Consider the following 14,189-nt stretch of genomic DNA (forward strand, 5'->3'; position numbering starts at 1 on the left):
GATTTGCTTGTTCTTCCTCCTGATACCGCTTTGGCGCTTCTGGGTGTGCATTCACCGTATGGGCTTCACGCGGGAGGTCAGCCGGCGAGCACCGTTAATGCCTCACACCGATCTTGCTGCCGGCATCCTGGCGTTCTTGCCGTTCGTCGTTGCGCTTGCCGACTGGACGGCTGTGACGCTACCGGGCAAAGAAGGCCCGCTGTCACCCTATGCCGCATTGTTCGTGTCGGTGGCATGCCTTGCCCTGTCCGTGTTCATCTTGAACAAGACCGGGGAGCGGATTGCACCGCATTGGGCTGGAGCGCGAGAAAGCGCCCTGCGAACGGTTGCCGCTCTGCGGATCATCAGCGCGGCCGAGCTGGCCCACGCCCTCGAAGTCGCACAGCAGCATGAAGCCCGTCACGGCTCCGGCCGCGTCATCGACGCGGAAGTTCGGGAGGTGCGGAAATGAAAAAGCTCTCCATTGTCCTGATAGTCGCGGCCGTCCTGGCTGGCTGCGGCGAGAACACACCAGTTCAAACCGTCGATTGGTACAAGGCCCACGACACCGAGCGCAAGGCAATGATCGCCAAGTGCAAGGCCAATCCTGGCGAACTGGCGGCCTCTCCGAACTGCATCAACGCCCAGCAGGCGCAGAACGAGAAAGACCTTTCCCGGCGTGGCTTCTTGAAGCTGCCGCCGGTCGATGCTGGCAAGAAGGAGGAATGACATGGACCCGATGATTTTTCAGTTCATTGGTCAGTACCTCGATGCCGCGCTGAACCCGTTCATCAGCGGCACCGTGGGCGAAGTCATCTCGACTTTCACCCTGTTCTTCATCGGCGGGGCCACTATCCACCTGACGCTGATGGGCTATGCCATCGGGTGGGGTTACGTCGAAATGCCGTTCTCGGTGTTCATCAAGACGTGCGTCAAGTACCTGTTCATTGGTGCCCTGGCGCTGAATGCAAGCACCTATTCGGATTGGGTCGTCGGAAGCCTCCAGTCGATGGAAACAGGCTTCACGTCAGCCTTCGCCGGAACAGGTGCATCGGCCAGCCCGACATCGGTCTATCAGGTGATAGATGCGGCTCTCGGCAAAGGCTGGGGCATTGCTGGCGACTTGTGGGAACGTGCGGGGAACCGGGGTTTCACTGAAATGGGCATGATGCTCGGCGAAGGCTTGAACGCGATCATCATCGCGGTTGCTACCGGGCTGCTCGCCATCCCGGCCGGCGGCATGATCGTTGTCGCAAAGGCTGGCTTGACGCTCATGCTCGGCATTGGGCCGTTTTTTATTGCGCTGTTGCTCTGGCCTGTCACGGCGAAGTTCTTCGATTCCTGGTTCGGGCAGGTGATGACGTACATCCTACGCATTGCCCTGGTGGCCGCTGTCATGGGTCTGATCTTCAAAGGCTTCGATGCCATCGTGAATAGCGTTGATCTGGACAGCGATCAAAACACGCTGTTCACGTCCTTGGTACTGTTGACCTTCACGTCCGTAATGTTCTGGCTCGTCCAGGAGGTCAACAACGTGGCAGGGCAGCTAGCTGGCGGCATCAGCAGTGCAGCCGTGACGCTGCGCGGGATGGCGCAAGGCGCTATTGCACCGGCTCGTATGGCGAGCGCAGCGGGAAGAATGATTAACCCAACATCAACCCGCCTTGACCCGCGTACCGGGCACCAGACTACTGCCGGACGCCTTGAACACCTTGCAATGGGACGAAGCCTTTGGGCGCGAAATCCGGCTTATCGTGATGCGGTCGCGGAACGGCTGCGGACTGCGTGGCGACCAGAAGGCGGCAGCATGTCGAAGGGGTGATGAATCATGTTCAGCCAACTAGAACACGAAGCTCTAATGCGCCTCATGACGCACTCGACGGGTTTTGTCCCTGACAGCCGGCGCATTGCCCACTGGCTGCAAGAGTGGGAACGGGCAGACGATCCACGGAACATCAAGGCCAAGGTTCCTGGCCTTGCCCCGGATCACGCCAGAGACGTGCAGACGGTCGCCCAGGCGGCGAAGCGGACAGGGGCGAAGCCCTCAACGCTCGGCCGCCTGGAATACGGCTACAACATGGAGAACATAGCGCGGGCCTACCCGCTTCCGGTGATGGAGTTCGAGCGATGAAGGATAAGCCGCACGACGAAGCGATGGCCCAGGCGTACCGCAAGCGCCCGGCCGAAGCCTTCGCCATGTTCCGGTCGCTGCTGCTCGATGGCGGCCAGCGTGGCGAATGGCGTATCTTCTGGCGTCATGTCCGGCTTGCGCTGCGTCGGCGGTAACTGTCCTTCACGGCCTGCACCACGGCCCCGCCTCGGCGGGGCTTTTTCTTTTGGTGGCGGTGGATCTGCCTCGATCGCGCGGGCCTGTCACCATCGGTCGAATTGGTGACGCCCGGGAGCTGGCCAGGTCGTGGATCTGTCACCACACGGCAGGAAAGGGGCAAACCAGCACGCCGCCCCTTTGGCCCTGCCGGGCCAGTGGTGAGAAAGGCGGCGCAGGTGCGCCGCTACAGGCATCAGGCTTTCGGCTCCTTCTTCCTGGTCGTGGCCGGTTTCGCCTCGGGCTTATCCAGTCGGGCGAGTAGGGCGCTTGCCTGCGCTTGGGTCGCTTCGAGCTGCCCGGCCAGCCCTGCAGCCTTCTCGCGGGCCTCGGCCGTCGCTTTCCGCTCCTGGTTCAGTTCGGCACGCATTGCCGCCAGTTCGGTGGCCGTGTTCTGTTGCTGCTCCTGGTTCGCCTTGCGCTCGGCCTCGATGGTGGCCTGAGTCTTCACCAGCTCGGCCCGGATGCTGTCGCGCTCGGCGGTGGCATTCTGGGCGGCTTGCTTCTGCTCTGCCAGCCCGGCGCGGGCATGGTCGGCGTCCTGGTGCGCGCGGTCGAGTTCGGCCCGCAGGTCGGTCGCCCGGCGCTCGATCTCGTCGGCCTTCGCCTCGGCTCGCTCGGCGCGGGTTAGTGCCTGGGCCAGCTCGGCCCGCACGGCGGCAAGTTCAGCGGCGGCCCGTTCCGTGGCGTCCTGGTGCGCCTGGGCGGCATCGAGCGCCTGCGTCTTCACCCGCTCCAGCTCGGCCGCTTGTGTGTCGAACGCTTCCGACTGCTGTTCGGATAGCTCGATGAGGTCGGCTTTCTCGGCCTCAAATGCTGCCTTGGCGGCCTCTAGCGATTCATTGGCGAGCTGCTGCGCCGTGGCCCACAGGCTCTGCCCCATGTCCTGCAAAACTGCCTGCAAGGCGGCCGGCATCGGCTCCCTGACCGTCTGCACCTGCTTGCGCTGCTGCTGCCGCCATTCCTTCATCGCCTCGACCACGTTGTTCATGCCGGCACGGCTGAGCTGGCGCACGGCCTCCACGCTTGGAAACTCGCCGGTTTCGCTGGCTGCATGGAGCTGGTCGGCGGCGGCGAAGATGCGTTCCTTGATGTCCGGGCTGAGTGCCATCGCGTTACCCTTTGGTGTAGTGGTAGTAATCGTAATACTACTATTATTATTCCTATTGCGCCACTCCCTGAACCCGGTTTTGAGCGGATGACGGGTCAAGGGGTTGGTGCGGCCCGCAGCCCGAAGGGCGAGGACACGGCCCCTTGACGCGGCAGGAGCGGCCCAACGCTCACCGGCAGGGGGCAGACAAGGAAGCGAAGCGCCCCGCCGGCTGCCCCCCTGACGACAGAGGGCGACTCGCTCCCTTCCCGCTGGCGGGAAGGGCGGGGGGATGGGTGGTAGGCGCTGCAAGCGCCTTTCTCCCTCTCGACGGCCATCGGCCGGCGTGGGGGCGGCGTGTCCCTTCTGCCATGCATCCGCAAGACAGTTTCAGCGGTCGTAGAAAGCTCCAGGAAGCGCCGTAGGCGCGTTTTAAGCGCTTCCCCTTCCCTGACCCTGCAGACCTGCAGGAAAACGCCTCTACGGCCTTCCTGTGCGTTCTGGTGGCCTCGGCGGTTCGGAGTGGAACCGCGCGGCGGTAGCCGAGCCCTGGTAAACAGTCCTGGCCGAAGGCCAGCCATTTGAGCCGGAGGGGGAGCCGGCTTGTCCGGGGGAACCCCGCAGGGGTGCCCCGGCCGTAGGCCGCTCTGCGCCGCTTCGTTTGCGCTGTCGGTAGAGTTTTCCACCGAAAGCGGCGCTCCTACTACCAGCAAAAATTTATAGGATCTTTTTTTAAAGGCAGAACCGTACCGGTTTTAGGGGGGGGGGAATTTATCGCGCAAGGGGGGTGCGATTTATCGTGGACAACCGGCCTAGGGGGGGTGCGATTTATCGCGCTGGGGGGGTGCGATTTATCGTGGATAAGTCGCACTATCCACAGGGTTTTTCCACTTTCCGCGATGGTGACAACGCGCGCACCTGGTCGCGCCGATCTGTCACCAGTCGGACGCCGGTCGCGGCGGATCAAGGGGGGGTGATTTATCGTTCTGGCGCGGCTTGGCGGCCAGTCGAGGGGGGGGCGATTTATCGCGCTCAGTCATGCGATGGTGACGCGGCCGAGCTGGCCAGCTCGATGCGATGTCACCACGACCCGCCGGGACGGCGGAACGAAAGGGATAGAAGCCCGAAGGGGCGAGACAGTCGGCCATGCCGGCAGGCTCGATGCGCAGCACGATAGCCCGGCCCTGGCATCGCCAGGGTGAGCCTACTTTGTGAGCTTCTTCGGAATCGGTGGCGGCGAGCCGAGCAACAGCAGCCCGCCCGTCACCTGCTTGACGTTGGCACTCGGATAGACGGCCTGCACCTTGCGCAGCACCGGCAGAAACTCCTTCTTGAAGTCCTTGTCCGGGTCTTTGCCCTTGTACTCCTGGGCGAACTGCTCGCGCAGCGACTTCCAATGCAGCACAACGCCCTTGCCCTCGATGCGGTGAAGACGATGGGCCAGCCATGCGTACACGTCCAACGCCAGCGCGGAGCCTTTCAGCGCGTGCATGGCGCGATTGTCCAGCGGCACGGCGCTATCACGCAGCTCGTTGAAGTAGTGCTCTGAGAGCGTCATCACGCCCGGCCAAAGCGGCTTTTGCTGGCTGTCGCGGTTGGACACCCAGGCGTCGAACTGCTCGACGGGCTGACCGTTGAACGTGCGGCCTCGGAAACCGAGCTGCAAGCGGCACGCGGCCAAGGCGTGCATCTGCTTGCGCAAGGTCGTATAGCGTGCGCCCTGGCTCGCGGTATCGGCTCCCAGCATCAGGCGCAGGAAGTCGGCCGCACTGTCACCGATGGGGATTTCGCGCGTGCCGTGGCGCACTGCGAACGTAGAAACCCAGGCCAGCGCAAGGCGCGGCATCACGCCGTAGGGAATGGGCTGCTGCACCGGCCCTTTGCCCTCGTCCAGCCACCCGGCTTGCACGTTCACCCAGGCTTGGCCGGACTGGCGCATGAACTCGCGGCCCTCGACCTTGGCGCGGGGCAAACCGACCTGACACAGCACGGCATGGGTGAAAGCCATGTCCTCGCCGGATGGCGGCGTCGTGGCGATGTCGATCGCCACCTCCAGCAGCTTGCCTTCTTGCTTGCTGAGGGCCAGGGCGCGGCCGGCGCTGGCCTTCTTGGCCGGCGTGGCCTTCTCCTGGGCGCGCTCAACGCGCTGCACGGCATCCTTGACGGCTGGCGGTAGGTTCAGCGATGCACCGACATTCAGCGGCGAGCGATCACGCTTGCCGCGCGCCTGGGCGGTCTTGGCGGCAATATCGGCAGCGGCGGCCGGCTCGATGCCGGCGGCGATCAGCTCGGCACGGTAAGCCGTTTCGTCGAACTGGTCGCCCAGGTCTAGGGCTGTCTGTCGGTTCCCGTTTTTGATAAGATTGGTCATGGTCATTCGCCTGTTTTGGTAATGGTCAGCGGCCCTTACTGAGTTCGCCACTCCGGGGCCGCACCCGGCCCGACACGTTGGCGCGTGTCGGGCTTTTCTTTTCTGGCCTCATAGCGGCCCGCTCTCCTCGCGCCAGTTCGAGGCATCGACAACGATTTCCGGCGACAGGCCGGACACGTCGGCCAGCGTGGTAAGCGCCTTCTCGAACGTGCGGAAGCGCACCGGCTGGCCGTGGTAGGTGACGGCGCGCAACGTGCGGCCCTGACGCGCGTACAGCGTGAAGCCGGCGGCATCGTCGGGATACAAAACCGCCTGCACCGGCTCTGCGCCGGGGGTGTCGCAAGCCGCGTTCAGGCGGTCAAACGTCCACGGCCGGGCCTTCTTCGGCCTCGGCTCCAACTGTTCAAAGAAAGCGTTCACAAAGCCCTCGCTCTGGTCTTGCGGGATACCCGTCTGTTCAATGCTCTGGTTCATCGTTCGCCACTCCTAGAAAAACCGGCGTTGGCGCGCCGGGGTTGGTATTGGTGACAGCTCGGCGACCTGGCCAACTCGCCGGCGTCACCACGTTGTCACGGCGCTGACAGCGCCGTGGGGAAACTGTCCTGTGCCGTCACTGCATGGCCTCCCACGGGTTGATGACGTTGAGGCCGGCTGCTTGGAACGGCGCAACGTCGCGCGTGGCGACGGTGAAGCCGCGAGCGTTCGCAATGGCGGCGATGTAGCCGTCTGGTGTGGGGAAGCCCTTGCCGGCGGCACGGGCGGTAACGGCCAGCTCGGCGTAGTGCCGCGCTGCGTCGGTGTCGAAGGCAAGCACGCGATCCCCGAACAGCTCCAGGAGGCCATCCAGCGTTTGCGACAGCGCATCTTTGCGCCGGCCAGACGGCAAGGCACCGATGCCGAACAGCAGTTCGGCAAGCGTGACGCTGGACAGGTAGAGGGTTTCGGCCGCCTGCTCATCCAGCCACGCCCGCACGGCGGGATTCGGTTCCGCTTTCATTGCCTCGGAAACGACGTTGGTATCCAAGACGATCATTCAAATCTCACAGGCTCGGCCGGGGTCTTGTCGCGCACCTGCTCGAAGGCTGCGATGTCGTCATCGGTCAGCCCGACGCGGCGGCCCAGCTCGGCCAAGGCCGTTCCCAGGCGAAGCCGCTCCGGCGGGCGAACGGTCGATTCGAGGATGTCGCGGATTTCGGCCTCGGTGCTGCGGCCGTGCGTTGCTGCGCGCACACGAAGCGCGCGATGCACCTCGTCCGGCAGATTTCTAACGGTAACTGTCGCCATGTTAGCCTCCTGCGCTTTGCGCTATCAATGAAAGCATTCTAATGATAATGCTATCACTTCGCAACAGTCCTAAAACGGTCGTTTTGTGGATTGCGCAACACCGGCCCGCCCCGCCCTGCTTTCGGGCCTGTTCTTTGTCCGCAATGGCGTCTATAAATCAAAGTCTATAAACTGCCTGCTTCATCGAATAAACGGACGAAAACATGAAGATCGGTTACGCGCGGGTATCGACCGACGATCAGCGCATGGACTTGCAGCGGGACGCCCTGACGGCGGCCGGCTGCGAAAAGGTGTTCACCGATACGGCCAGCGGTGCAAAGGCAGCCCGGCCGGGCTTGGATGAAGCCCTGTCGTATGCCCGCAAGGGGGATGTCCTGGTCGTGTGGCGGCTCGACCGCCTCGGCCGCTCGCTGCCCGAGCTGGTCAAGATCGTGGGCGAGCTGGAAGCCGCCGGGGTCGGCTTCGAGAGTGTCACGGAACGGATTGAAACCAGCTCGGCCGCCGGCCGTCTGGTGTTCCATGTGTTCGCGGCGCTGGCCGAGTTCGAGCGGCGCTTGATCGTGGAGCGCACGCACGCGGGGCTTGCTGCGGCAAGGGCACGCGGGCGCAAGGGCGGACGCCCTGCCCTGCCCGCTGAGAAGGTCGCGGCGATTCAGGCGATGGCCGTCGGCAATCGGTCGGTGACGGAGATTTGCAAGGCGCTCAAGATCGGGCGTAGCACGCTCTACAAGTACGCGCCGGGCATGAAGGAAGGGGCGGCGACTGGTGACAAACCCGCTTGACCTGGTGCGCGGGCCTGTCACCATTCATTTACTCAAAAACTTGTTTCCTCAATAACTCGCATGAGCGTTTAAGCCTGCGCCCTGCCCTGTTCTTCGAGCACTTGCCGGCACATGGCCCGCATGTCGATTTCACCGGCCGCGATGGCTTCAAGGGTGGCATCGTCCAGCGCCTGCACGATGCTGGTTGCCCGGCGCTCCAGCTCCTGGCGGGCGATGCGCTGCCAGTCCTCGACATCCATCAGTGACGCCAACCCGGCCGCGTTGGCTCTGCCGTAGCCGCGCAATACCTCTTTCGCTGTCTCGTTGGACATAGATCCTCCTGCGGTCATTCAGTGGGGTACGGGCCAAGGAAACGCACGCCGTTGAAGTGGATCAGATGGGACGGTGCATCAGCCACCCACACTTCGGTTTCCCAGGCGATTTCGCCCAGGTAGCGGCCCATGATGGCCCGGTTCGGGAAGGCGGTCACATAGACCAGTCCGGCAGTCGATCCGGCGAACAGCTTCGCCAGCTCGGCGTGACGCTTGCCATCGACCGGGCCGTGACTGGTGACGGACTCGACCAGCAGCAGCCAGTTTTTCGCGGTGAAGTGCAGCACCACGTCGGGCATCTTGCCGTGTGAATCCACATCGACGCCCAGGCCGGCCAGCAAGGGCGCGTCGAAGTAGCCCCACTTGTCGCCCGTGTCGCCGGCATAGACCAGCACGCTACCGGGCGCGAAGCGCGGGGCGAAGTCCTCGATGATGGCCCGGATCAGCTCGCTATGTTCACCGGGGCTGAGGGTGATTTCCTTGCCCGGTGCAATCTCGACCGGGATACGGTTCTGCTCGCGCTCCTTGGCATAGCGGGCAACCAGCGTTTCCCGCTCGGCCAGATAGGCGGTCAGGCTGTCATGCCATGCCGGCGTGCCGAAGGTACGCAGCAGGGCCAGCGCGGCCGGCTCGATCTGATAGACGGCCTTCGGGCTGTTCACCGGCCGGTCGGGCTTGTCCGGGTTGTAGAGGGCAATGCCGGCATCGCAGAACTGGTGCATGGTCTGCCGGCGAAACGTCTCGCGGGTGTTCGGTGCGTACTCCTTGCCGTAGTGCTCGCGCGCCCAATCCATGATGGGCGTGATGCCCACAAGGGGGTTTTCCGCGTCGGCCCACGCCTTGCCCGGCGTGAGGTTCAGCAGGGCCAGCAGCGACAGCGCGGAACGCTCGTTTTGCTGCGCCCTGGGCAGGCCCAGGGCAATGATGATTTGGTGCGCGGCCTCGATGTAGTCGTTCTTGTCGTTCATTCGGTCAGGGTTCCTAGCTTGGCGTCGATCTGTTCTTGCGTGAGCGTTCCTTGCTGCATGGCCCACTCGCCAAGCTCGATCAGGGTTTCACGGCGCGGGTACTTCATCAGCTTGAGGTCGGTCGCATTGACCTGGGTATGGCCGTTGAAGCGCCTGAAATTCTCATCAACCGCGGTCGTATTCAGGAACACGGCCAGCCCACGGGCCAGCGCCTCGGGCAATCCGCGCTTGTTCTCGTGGAACAGGTTCAGGTGGTTCTCGAAGCCCAACACGGGCACGTCACCGAAGGCGCTCGGCTCGACCACGCTCGCCACAATCCGGCGCTTTTCTTCCTTGGACGAGAAGCGGCGAACCACGCAGTAGAAGCCGCTCGGGTACAGCCATTTTTCGGTGTCGGCGTTGCGCTCGATGGCGTTCGGCTTCTTCATGCCCTCGATGGGCCATGTGGTGCCGGTGCTGCTGAAATGGCCCGGATACAGCAGGGGAACGGTGCCCTCCCCTGGCATGTCGCGCAGGTGCTCTTTCAGCCTGAAATCGACCACCGGGCCGGTGGATACCTTGATGCCCAAGTCGGCCAGCGTGGAGCGGATCGCCTCGGATAGCTCGATGGCGTTCTTCTCCGGGGACGTGGGGACGTGAATGAACCGCTCCGGGTCATCCGGGAACACGATCCGGTCGAACGGGTGTTCGTGGGTCACAAGGTCGGCGAAGGTGTCATCGGTCGATGTCGTAACCGTCACCGGCCCCTGCTGGCCGTCCCGCTCCAAGCGGATGATGATGTTCTCTTGCAGAACCTCGTCATCCTTGAATGCCTTGCTGCGCGACTCGAACAGGTGCATGTGGCGGACGGCTGCACGCTCAAGGATGAAATCGCGGAACGGGCGGTAATACGGCCCATTGCAGAAGCTGCGCGGGATGATGGCAACGATCTGCCCGCCCGGCGCGGCCTGGGCGACGGCAAGCGCGACGAAGGCGCTATACAGGTTCACCGTCTCGATGCCGACACGGCGCAGGGCCAGCCGGTGCGCGGAATTGCTGTTGATCTTCTTGTAAGGTGGATTGAGGATGGCATGGGTGTAGCCCTGCCCCTGCAGACCTTCCAAGGTCGCCAGTTCGATGTAGTCGCCCGCGATGATGTTCGCCTTGACCTGGTTGTAGCCGGCCAAGTGCTGCGCCAAGTGCCCCCGCAAGGTGTCGTCAATCTCGTAGGCGGTCGCTTCGACCGTCTCGAATGCGAAGCCGCCGGCCGTCCAGCGATCCAGGAACGCGCACGACAAGGCGCCTACCCCGGCGCCGGCATCCAGTAGCCGACAAGTCTGCAGGGTGCTGGCGGGGAACAGGGACGCCATGAAGCGGGCCACACTCGAAGGCGTCATGAACTGGCCGAACTCGGCCTTACGTTTCTGCGTGATGCGCGGGGACACCTCTTTGCGCACGTTATCGACCACTTGCAGCATTGTTGCCCCCCGCCTCGCTTTGATGATTCGCTCTTAAACTCATTTACTCAATCACTCGGAAGCTGTTCAACGAAATCCGTCAGCAGCTCCTTGACGGTCTTCCCCTGCTTGGCGGCATAGACCTTGAGCTTGGTGTGCTGCTCGGCGCTCAAGTCGAAGTTCACGCGCTTGGTGGTCGCCTTGTCGGCGAGACTGGCAAGGGTTGCGGCCTTGTTGGTCTTCGCGCTCGGCCGGCCTGCGCTGAGGGTGCCTTTTGTGCTCATCATTTCAAATCCTCATAAGCTCAAATGAGTTTTTGCGTAATCTCGGCCATCAGGGCGCGTACCTCGCGGGCGGCATCGCCTTCGGGTTCGTCATCCATGACCGTGGTTCCGGCGGCGGCCGTACCTGGATAGATCACCCGCTGCGTGATACGTGACTCCAAGACGGGCAGGCCGTAGCCGTTCAACGCGTCGGTGACTTCGGCCCCGATGCGGGTGCCCTTGATGGCCCTGGACACGACAAAGGCGGCTTGCAGCTTGCCGTCCGTAACCTCGATCCGCTGCTTCACCAGCTCGACAAGATCGGCCGTCGCCCAAATGTCGTATGGGGAGGGTTGCACCGGGATCAGGATGAACGAGGCGGCCTTGATGGCCGACACGGCCAAGTCGGCCGCCTGGGGCGCTCCGTCGATCACCACGAAGTCTTTCCGGCCGATGGCCTTCAAGTCGCGGTCAATGGTTGGCCGGTCGATGCCGACAACGGCCAGCGGGTTGTCCTCGCGCACGGCGGCCCAATCGCGGGCGCTGCCCTGGGGGTCGGAATCGACAAGCAAGACATCCTTGCCGTCCAACTGCAAGGCGCGGGCTAGGTGTGTGGCGATGGTCGTCTTACCCGACCCGCCCTTTTGGTTCAGAACGGCGATGACGTGCATATAGCATCCTTTGAGTGAAAACGTATTTACTCATTGGAGTATATGCGTATTGCCCTGGGCGGTAAAGCGGCCGTGCTCGACCCTCTCCGGCCTACACGCTGCCCCCCGGCGCTGCGCCGGGCAGGGGAAAGGCGGCCTTGCCGCCCGGCTCGATGTCCAGCTTCCAGCGGCTAAGACTTGCGTCCTGGACGGCGGCCACCTTGTCCGTGTGCCTGTAGATGTACGTCGCCAGCTTCTCGATCTGCTCCGCCTTGAGACTGACGCGCCCGCCCTCGTTCAGTCGCTTGGTGATTTGGTTCAAGTTCCGGCCGATGCTTCGGAGCTGATAGGACGATTCCCATAGCGCCCTGGTCGCCTCCATCGTGAATTGCGGCTCATGGGTGAGACTGGCCCGCACGCAATTGATGATCCAGCGGGTAGGCGAACAGCCCTCGGCCTCGGCCCTGGTCGTGACGCATTGGTACTCGGTCGGCGTCAAGCGAACCTCGATCCGCTCCTTCGGCCCGTCGTCGGGCTGGCCGGCTGCCTGGGCGGCGATCCAGTCGCGCACCTCGGCCGGCATGTCGTCCTGGACGATGTAGCGCATCAGTGCCCGCATCACCTCGGATGGTTTCTTGTCCGTCCGGGCACACCACGCGTCCCACTGCTCTTGCAGCTCGACGGGGACGCGAACGCGGTAGATGTGACTGCTTCGGGTTGCCCCGATTTTGGCTTTTCTTGGCATGGCCTTCTCCGGGGAAAAGGGGGGTGTCCCATGTGTTGGCATGCAGCCGGAAATTTTCGTCATGACGAAATCTTCGCGAGAAGCCGTCGCCACACATGATTCCGGCTTCGCGTAGTGTGGCACAAAATACCGGCGTTAGCCTATCCTGCATTAGCCCACCCTCCCCACACTCTTTTCGTCATGACGAAGTTTTGGCCCTCTTTTGTCGGGAAACGCGGTCTTGCGCCCGACACTCACGGAAGAATTTCGTGATGGGAACGAGAGCCGCCTTACGGCGGCTTTTTCTTGGCATCGAAACGTGGCCTACAGCGGTGAACAAGTTCGCTCGGTCAGCAAGACAGCCGCCGCGCGCCCTTCGTACTCGACCAGCAACAGCGGCTTTTTCATGGCGTCCGGGTCGGATACGGCCTTGCCACGCGGCCAACTGGTCAGCTCGCCCAGGTCGCCGGGTTCGGTGCCGCCCGCGCCTGTGTCGTCGCCATCGGTGCCGGGGGTCGCCTTTGGCTTGGTCTTCGGCTCGGTGCCTTGCTTGTCGGTGCCGCCCTGGTTGCCGCCCGAAATTTCGTCATGACGAAATTTTGCCGGGTCGCCATCGGTGCCGCCAGTGTCAGCAGGCGAGGGCAGGGGACCGGCAAGGCGATCAATGGCGAAGTGGTGAAGCAGGCACAAACCCTGTGAGACACGAAGACCCGGCAGCGTCATGCCGAGGCGGCCGAGCTGAAAGCGGCCATGCTGCGGGAACATGCCGAAGTATTGGAATCGACCCGCAAGGCGATACGGCAGGAAATCGTCGAAGCAATGGGGCAGGTGGCCCGCTCGACGGTGGAAACCAGTCGCTCGATCTGGACGGCTGCGCTTGTCTCTGGCGTGACCTCCGGTGTAGTGGCTGGACTGGCTGCGTTTCTGCTCTTTTGAGCAAGTGAAGTTAAATTCATTTACTCATTTGCGCATAAATAGGCTATACTCAAAGCATAGAGAACGTGCCAAAATAGGCTCGTTTGGTAGTATCAAGACATTAGTTTTGGGCGTCGCCCATCTACTTGACCGGCTCCGCGCTGCGCCCGGTATGACAGGCTGGAACAGGACAGCATGACCACGCGGAAAGGCGCGTTGTGATAGCCCGCTAGGGTGCGCTCCCGGATGGGGAGCAAGACCGCCACCACAGGCGGAACGGCTGACAAGCCCGATGCCCTCCCTTCAACCGAAAGGAGTGGCAAGCATGAAATCCCTCAAGTCCCTGACGGCGCTCGCCGTCGCCTGCTCGGCATTGCTGGGCAACCTCGCGCACGCGCAGATTCCGGTCACCGATGGCGCTTCCATCGCCAACAGCATCCAGCAGCAAATCGAGACGATGGCGAAATGGAAGATGCAGTATGACCAGATGGTCAGCCAAATCGACCAGATGAAGCAGCAGTACCAATCCCTGACCGGCTCGCGCGGCCTGGGGCAGATCATGAATAACCCGGCGCTGCGCGACTACCTGCCGAGCGACTGGCAGGGCGTCTATGACTCTGTGAAGACGGGCGGCTATTCCGGCCTGAGCGGCCGGGCGGCCTCGATATACGAAAGCAACAAGGTCTATGACGCCTGCGCCCATTACAAGGTCGCAGAACAGCGCACGGCCTGCGAAGCCCAAGCCGTCAAGGGTTCCCAGGACAAGGCGTTCGCCCTGGACGCCTACGACAAGGCCAAGTCGCGGCTGAATCAAATCGACCAGCTCATGGCGAAGATCAACGACACGCCCGACCCGAAGGCTATCGCCGAACTGCAAGGGCGCATCGCTGCCGAGCAAGCCATGATCCAGAACGAGCAAACCAAGCTCCAGATGTATCAGATGGTCGCGGCAGCCGAAGACCGCTTGCAACAGCAACGGCAACGCGAGTTGAACGCCAAGGCCAACGCACGGCGCGGCTGGATTCAGCCCCAAGTCACGAACTGAGGGAGACACGACCATGATTTCCTTCTTTCACGTGCCTGTCCTGGT

General features: G+C 63.0%; 20 protein-coding genes. 8 read left to right on the top strand and 12 right to left on the bottom strand.

Features of this window, described 5'->3' with window-relative positions:
- Position 1: 1 nt before the first annotated feature.
- Genes CA2_RS18320 through CA2_RS18165 form a run of 5 tightly spaced genes read left to right on the top strand, consistent with a single transcriptional unit; the run spans position 2 to position 2,265 of the window.
- A complete protein-coding gene (locus CA2_RS18320) occupies positions 2–451 on the top strand; it encodes a hypothetical protein (protein WP_042420054.1) in 450 nt (149 codons plus the stop codon).
- The gene (locus CA2_RS16595; RefSeq protein WP_042420057.1) at positions 448–708 is read left to right on the top strand and encodes an EexN family lipoprotein; all 261 of its coding nucleotides are present in this window, start codon (positions 448–450) and stop codon (positions 706–708) included. The genes CA2_RS18320 and CA2_RS16595 overlap by 4 nt, the downstream gene beginning before the upstream one ends.
- 1 nt (position 709) lies before the next feature.
- Positions 710–1,801 carry a TrbL/VirB6 family protein gene (locus CA2_RS16600; protein ID WP_042420061.1) on the top strand — a complete coding sequence of 364 codons (1,092 nt, stop codon included), beginning with the start codon at positions 710–712 and terminating at the stop codon, positions 1,799–1,801.
- 45 nt (positions 1,802–1,846) lie between these two features.
- On the top strand, positions 1,847–2,110 hold the full coding sequence (locus tag CA2_RS16605) for a hypothetical protein (RefSeq protein ID WP_245620988.1): 264 nt from the start codon (positions 1,847–1,849) through the stop codon (positions 2,108–2,110).
- Positions 2,107–2,265: a hypothetical protein gene (locus tag CA2_RS18165; protein WP_131862431.1), complete on the top strand. Its 159-nt coding sequence runs from the start codon at positions 2,107–2,109 to the stop codon at positions 2,263–2,265. The genes CA2_RS16605 and CA2_RS18165 overlap by 4 nt, the downstream gene beginning before the upstream one ends.
- 236 nt (positions 2,266–2,501) lie before the next feature.
- On the opposite strand, the gene CA2_RS16610 is transcribed toward CA2_RS18165, so the two are convergent.
- The 5 genes from CA2_RS16610 to CA2_RS16630 all read right to left on the bottom strand — a co-directional run bounded on the left by CA2_RS16610 (position 2,502) and on the right by CA2_RS16630 (position 7,050).
- Entirely contained in the window at positions 2,502–3,416 is a 915-nt protein-coding gene (locus CA2_RS16610) for a DNA-binding protein (protein ID WP_042420068.1), read from the bottom strand.
- A 1,183-nt stretch (positions 3,417–4,599) separates the two neighbouring features.
- Complete coding sequence (locus CA2_RS16615) at positions 4,600–5,772, bottom strand: replication protein RepA (protein WP_245620989.1); 1,173 nt, start codon at positions 5,770–5,772, stop codon at positions 4,600–4,602.
- Positions 5,773–5,874: 102 nt separating this feature from the next.
- Positions 5,875–6,240 (bottom strand): hypothetical protein, encoded by a 366-nt coding sequence (locus CA2_RS16620; protein WP_042420072.1) that lies wholly within the window; start codon positions 6,238–6,240, stop codon positions 5,875–5,877.
- A gap of 136 nt (positions 6,241–6,376) precedes the next feature.
- On the bottom strand, positions 6,377–6,799 hold the full coding sequence (locus CA2_RS16625; RefSeq protein WP_042420073.1) for a type II toxin-antitoxin system VapC family toxin: 423 nt from the start codon (positions 6,797–6,799) through the stop codon (positions 6,377–6,379).
- Positions 6,796–7,050 (bottom strand): FitA-like ribbon-helix-helix domain-containing protein, encoded by a 255-nt coding sequence (locus tag CA2_RS16630; RefSeq protein ID WP_042420075.1) that lies wholly within the window; start codon positions 7,048–7,050, stop codon positions 6,796–6,798. The genes CA2_RS16625 and CA2_RS16630 overlap by 4 nt, the downstream gene beginning before the upstream one ends.
- Before the next feature lie 203 nt (positions 7,051–7,253).
- On the opposite strand from CA2_RS16630, the gene CA2_RS16635 reads away from it, so the two are divergent.
- The gene (locus CA2_RS16635; protein WP_042420077.1) at positions 7,254–7,832 is read left to right on the top strand and encodes a recombinase family protein; all 579 of its coding nucleotides are present in this window, start codon (positions 7,254–7,256) and stop codon (positions 7,830–7,832) included.
- Between the two features lie 68 nt (positions 7,833–7,900).
- Here the strand turns inward: CA2_RS16635 and CA2_RS16640 are convergent, their stop codons facing one another.
- From CA2_RS16640 to CA2_RS18420, 7 genes are all read right to left on the bottom strand, one after another.
- A complete protein-coding gene (locus CA2_RS16640; protein WP_042420079.1) occupies positions 7,901–8,143 on the bottom strand; it encodes a hypothetical protein in 243 nt (80 codons plus the stop codon).
- Positions 8,144–8,157: 14 nt separating this feature from the next.
- Positions 8,158–9,111 carry a BsuBI/PstI family type II restriction endonuclease gene (locus CA2_RS16645; RefSeq protein ID WP_042420083.1) on the bottom strand — a complete coding sequence of 318 codons (954 nt, stop codon included), beginning with the start codon at positions 9,109–9,111 and terminating at the stop codon, positions 8,158–8,160.
- Positions 9,108–10,568, bottom strand: coding sequence for an Eco57I restriction-modification methylase domain-containing protein (locus CA2_RS16650; protein WP_042420086.1), 1,461 nt, complete (start codon positions 10,566–10,568; stop codon positions 9,108–9,110). The genes CA2_RS16645 and CA2_RS16650 overlap by 4 nt, the downstream gene beginning before the upstream one ends.
- A gap of 47 nt (positions 10,569–10,615) precedes the next feature.
- Positions 10,616–10,831, bottom strand: coding sequence for a plasmid partition protein ParG (locus tag CA2_RS16655; protein ID WP_042420110.1), 216 nt, complete (start codon positions 10,829–10,831; stop codon positions 10,616–10,618).
- 20 nt (positions 10,832–10,851) lie between these two features.
- The gene (gene parA, locus CA2_RS16660; RefSeq protein ID WP_042420090.1) at positions 10,852–11,481 is read right to left on the bottom strand and encodes a ParA family partition ATPase; all 630 of its coding nucleotides are present in this window, start codon (positions 11,479–11,481) and stop codon (positions 10,852–10,854) included.
- Positions 11,482–11,572: 91 nt separating this feature from the next.
- Positions 11,573–12,268, bottom strand: coding sequence for a plasmid mobilization protein (locus CA2_RS16665; RefSeq protein WP_245620990.1), 696 nt, complete (start codon positions 12,266–12,268; stop codon positions 11,573–11,575).
- Between the two features lie 240 nt (positions 12,269–12,508).
- Positions 12,509–12,949: a transcriptional repressor KorB C-terminal beta-barrel domain-containing protein gene (locus CA2_RS18420; RefSeq protein ID WP_202118834.1), complete on the bottom strand. Its 441-nt coding sequence runs from the start codon at positions 12,947–12,949 to the stop codon at positions 12,509–12,511.
- On the opposite strand from CA2_RS18420, the gene CA2_RS16675 reads away from it, so the two are divergent.
- Positions 12,935–13,120 (top strand): hypothetical protein, encoded by a 186-nt coding sequence (locus tag CA2_RS16675; RefSeq protein WP_042420098.1) that lies wholly within the window; start codon positions 12,935–12,937, stop codon positions 13,118–13,120. The genes CA2_RS18420 and CA2_RS16675 overlap by 15 nt on opposite strands.
- Positions 13,121–13,424: 304 nt before the next feature.
- Positions 13,425–14,144, top strand: a complete 720-nt coding sequence (gene virB5 / locus CA2_RS16680) for a P-type DNA transfer protein VirB5 (protein ID WP_042420104.1) — start codon at positions 13,425–13,427, stop codon at positions 14,142–14,144.
- Positions 14,145–14,189 lie beyond the last annotated feature (45 nt).

The sequence above is a fragment of the Comamonas aquatica NBRC 14918 genome, from assembly GCF_000739875.1.
In the GTDB taxonomy this organism is placed as follows: domain Bacteria; phylum Pseudomonadota; class Gammaproteobacteria; order Burkholderiales; family Burkholderiaceae_C; genus Comamonas; species Comamonas aquatica.

Excerpts from the sequence above, each read along its gene's own strand:
- CA2_RS16595 (WP_042420057.1), top strand. The coding sequence starts at position 448 with ATGAAAAAGCTCTCCATTGTCCTGATAGTCGCGGCCGTCCTGGCTGGC.
- CA2_RS16600 (WP_042420061.1), top strand. The coding sequence starts at position 710 with ATGGACCCGATGATTTTTCAGTTCATTGGTCAGTACCTCGATGCCGCG.
- CA2_RS16605 (WP_245620988.1), top strand. The coding sequence starts at position 1,847 with ATGACGCACTCGACGGGTTTTGTCCCTGACAGCCGGCGCATTGCCCAC.
- CA2_RS18165 (WP_131862431.1), top strand. The coding sequence starts at position 2,107 with ATGAAGGATAAGCCGCACGACGAAGCGATGGCCCAGGCGTACCGCAAG.
- CA2_RS16610 (WP_042420068.1), bottom strand. The coding sequence starts at position 3,416 with ATGGCACTCAGCCCGGACATCAAGGAACGCATCTTCGCCGCCGCCGAC.
- CA2_RS16615 (WP_245620989.1), bottom strand. The coding sequence starts at position 5,772 with ATGACCATGACCAATCTTATCAAAAACGGGAACCGACAGACAGCCCTA.
- CA2_RS16620 (WP_042420072.1), bottom strand. The coding sequence starts at position 6,240 with ATGAACCAGAGCATTGAACAGACGGGTATCCCGCAAGACCAGAGCGAG.
- CA2_RS16625 (WP_042420073.1), bottom strand. The coding sequence starts at position 6,799 with ATGATCGTCTTGGATACCAACGTCGTTTCCGAGGCAATGAAAGCGGAA.
- CA2_RS16630 (WP_042420075.1), bottom strand. The coding sequence starts at position 7,050 with ATGGCGACAGTTACCGTTAGAAATCTGCCGGACGAGGTGCATCGCGCG.
- CA2_RS16635 (WP_042420077.1), top strand. The coding sequence starts at position 7,254 with ATGAAGATCGGTTACGCGCGGGTATCGACCGACGATCAGCGCATGGAC.
- CA2_RS16640 (WP_042420079.1), bottom strand. The coding sequence starts at position 8,143 with ATGTCCAACGAGACAGCGAAAGAGGTATTGCGCGGCTACGGCAGAGCC.
- CA2_RS16645 (WP_042420083.1), bottom strand. The coding sequence starts at position 9,111 with ATGAACGACAAGAACGACTACATCGAGGCCGCGCACCAAATCATCATT.
- CA2_RS16650 (WP_042420086.1), bottom strand. The coding sequence starts at position 10,568 with ATGCTGCAAGTGGTCGATAACGTGCGCAAAGAGGTGTCCCCGCGCATC.
- CA2_RS16655 (WP_042420110.1), bottom strand. The coding sequence starts at position 10,831 with ATGAGCACAAAAGGCACCCTCAGCGCAGGCCGGCCGAGCGCGAAGACC.
- parA (WP_042420090.1), bottom strand. The coding sequence starts at position 11,481 with ATGCACGTCATCGCCGTTCTGAACCAAAAGGGCGGGTCGGGTAAGACG.
- CA2_RS16665 (WP_245620990.1), bottom strand. The coding sequence starts at position 12,268 with ATGACGAAAATTTCCGGCTGCATGCCAACACATGGGACACCCCCCTTT.
- CA2_RS16675 (WP_042420098.1), top strand. The coding sequence starts at position 12,935 with ATGCTGCGGGAACATGCCGAAGTATTGGAATCGACCCGCAAGGCGATA.
- CA2_RS18420 (WP_202118834.1), bottom strand. The coding sequence starts at position 12,949 with ATGTTCCCGCAGCATGGCCGCTTTCAGCTCGGCCGCCTCGGCATGACG.
- virB5 (WP_042420104.1), top strand. The coding sequence starts at position 13,425 with ATGAAATCCCTCAAGTCCCTGACGGCGCTCGCCGTCGCCTGCTCGGCA.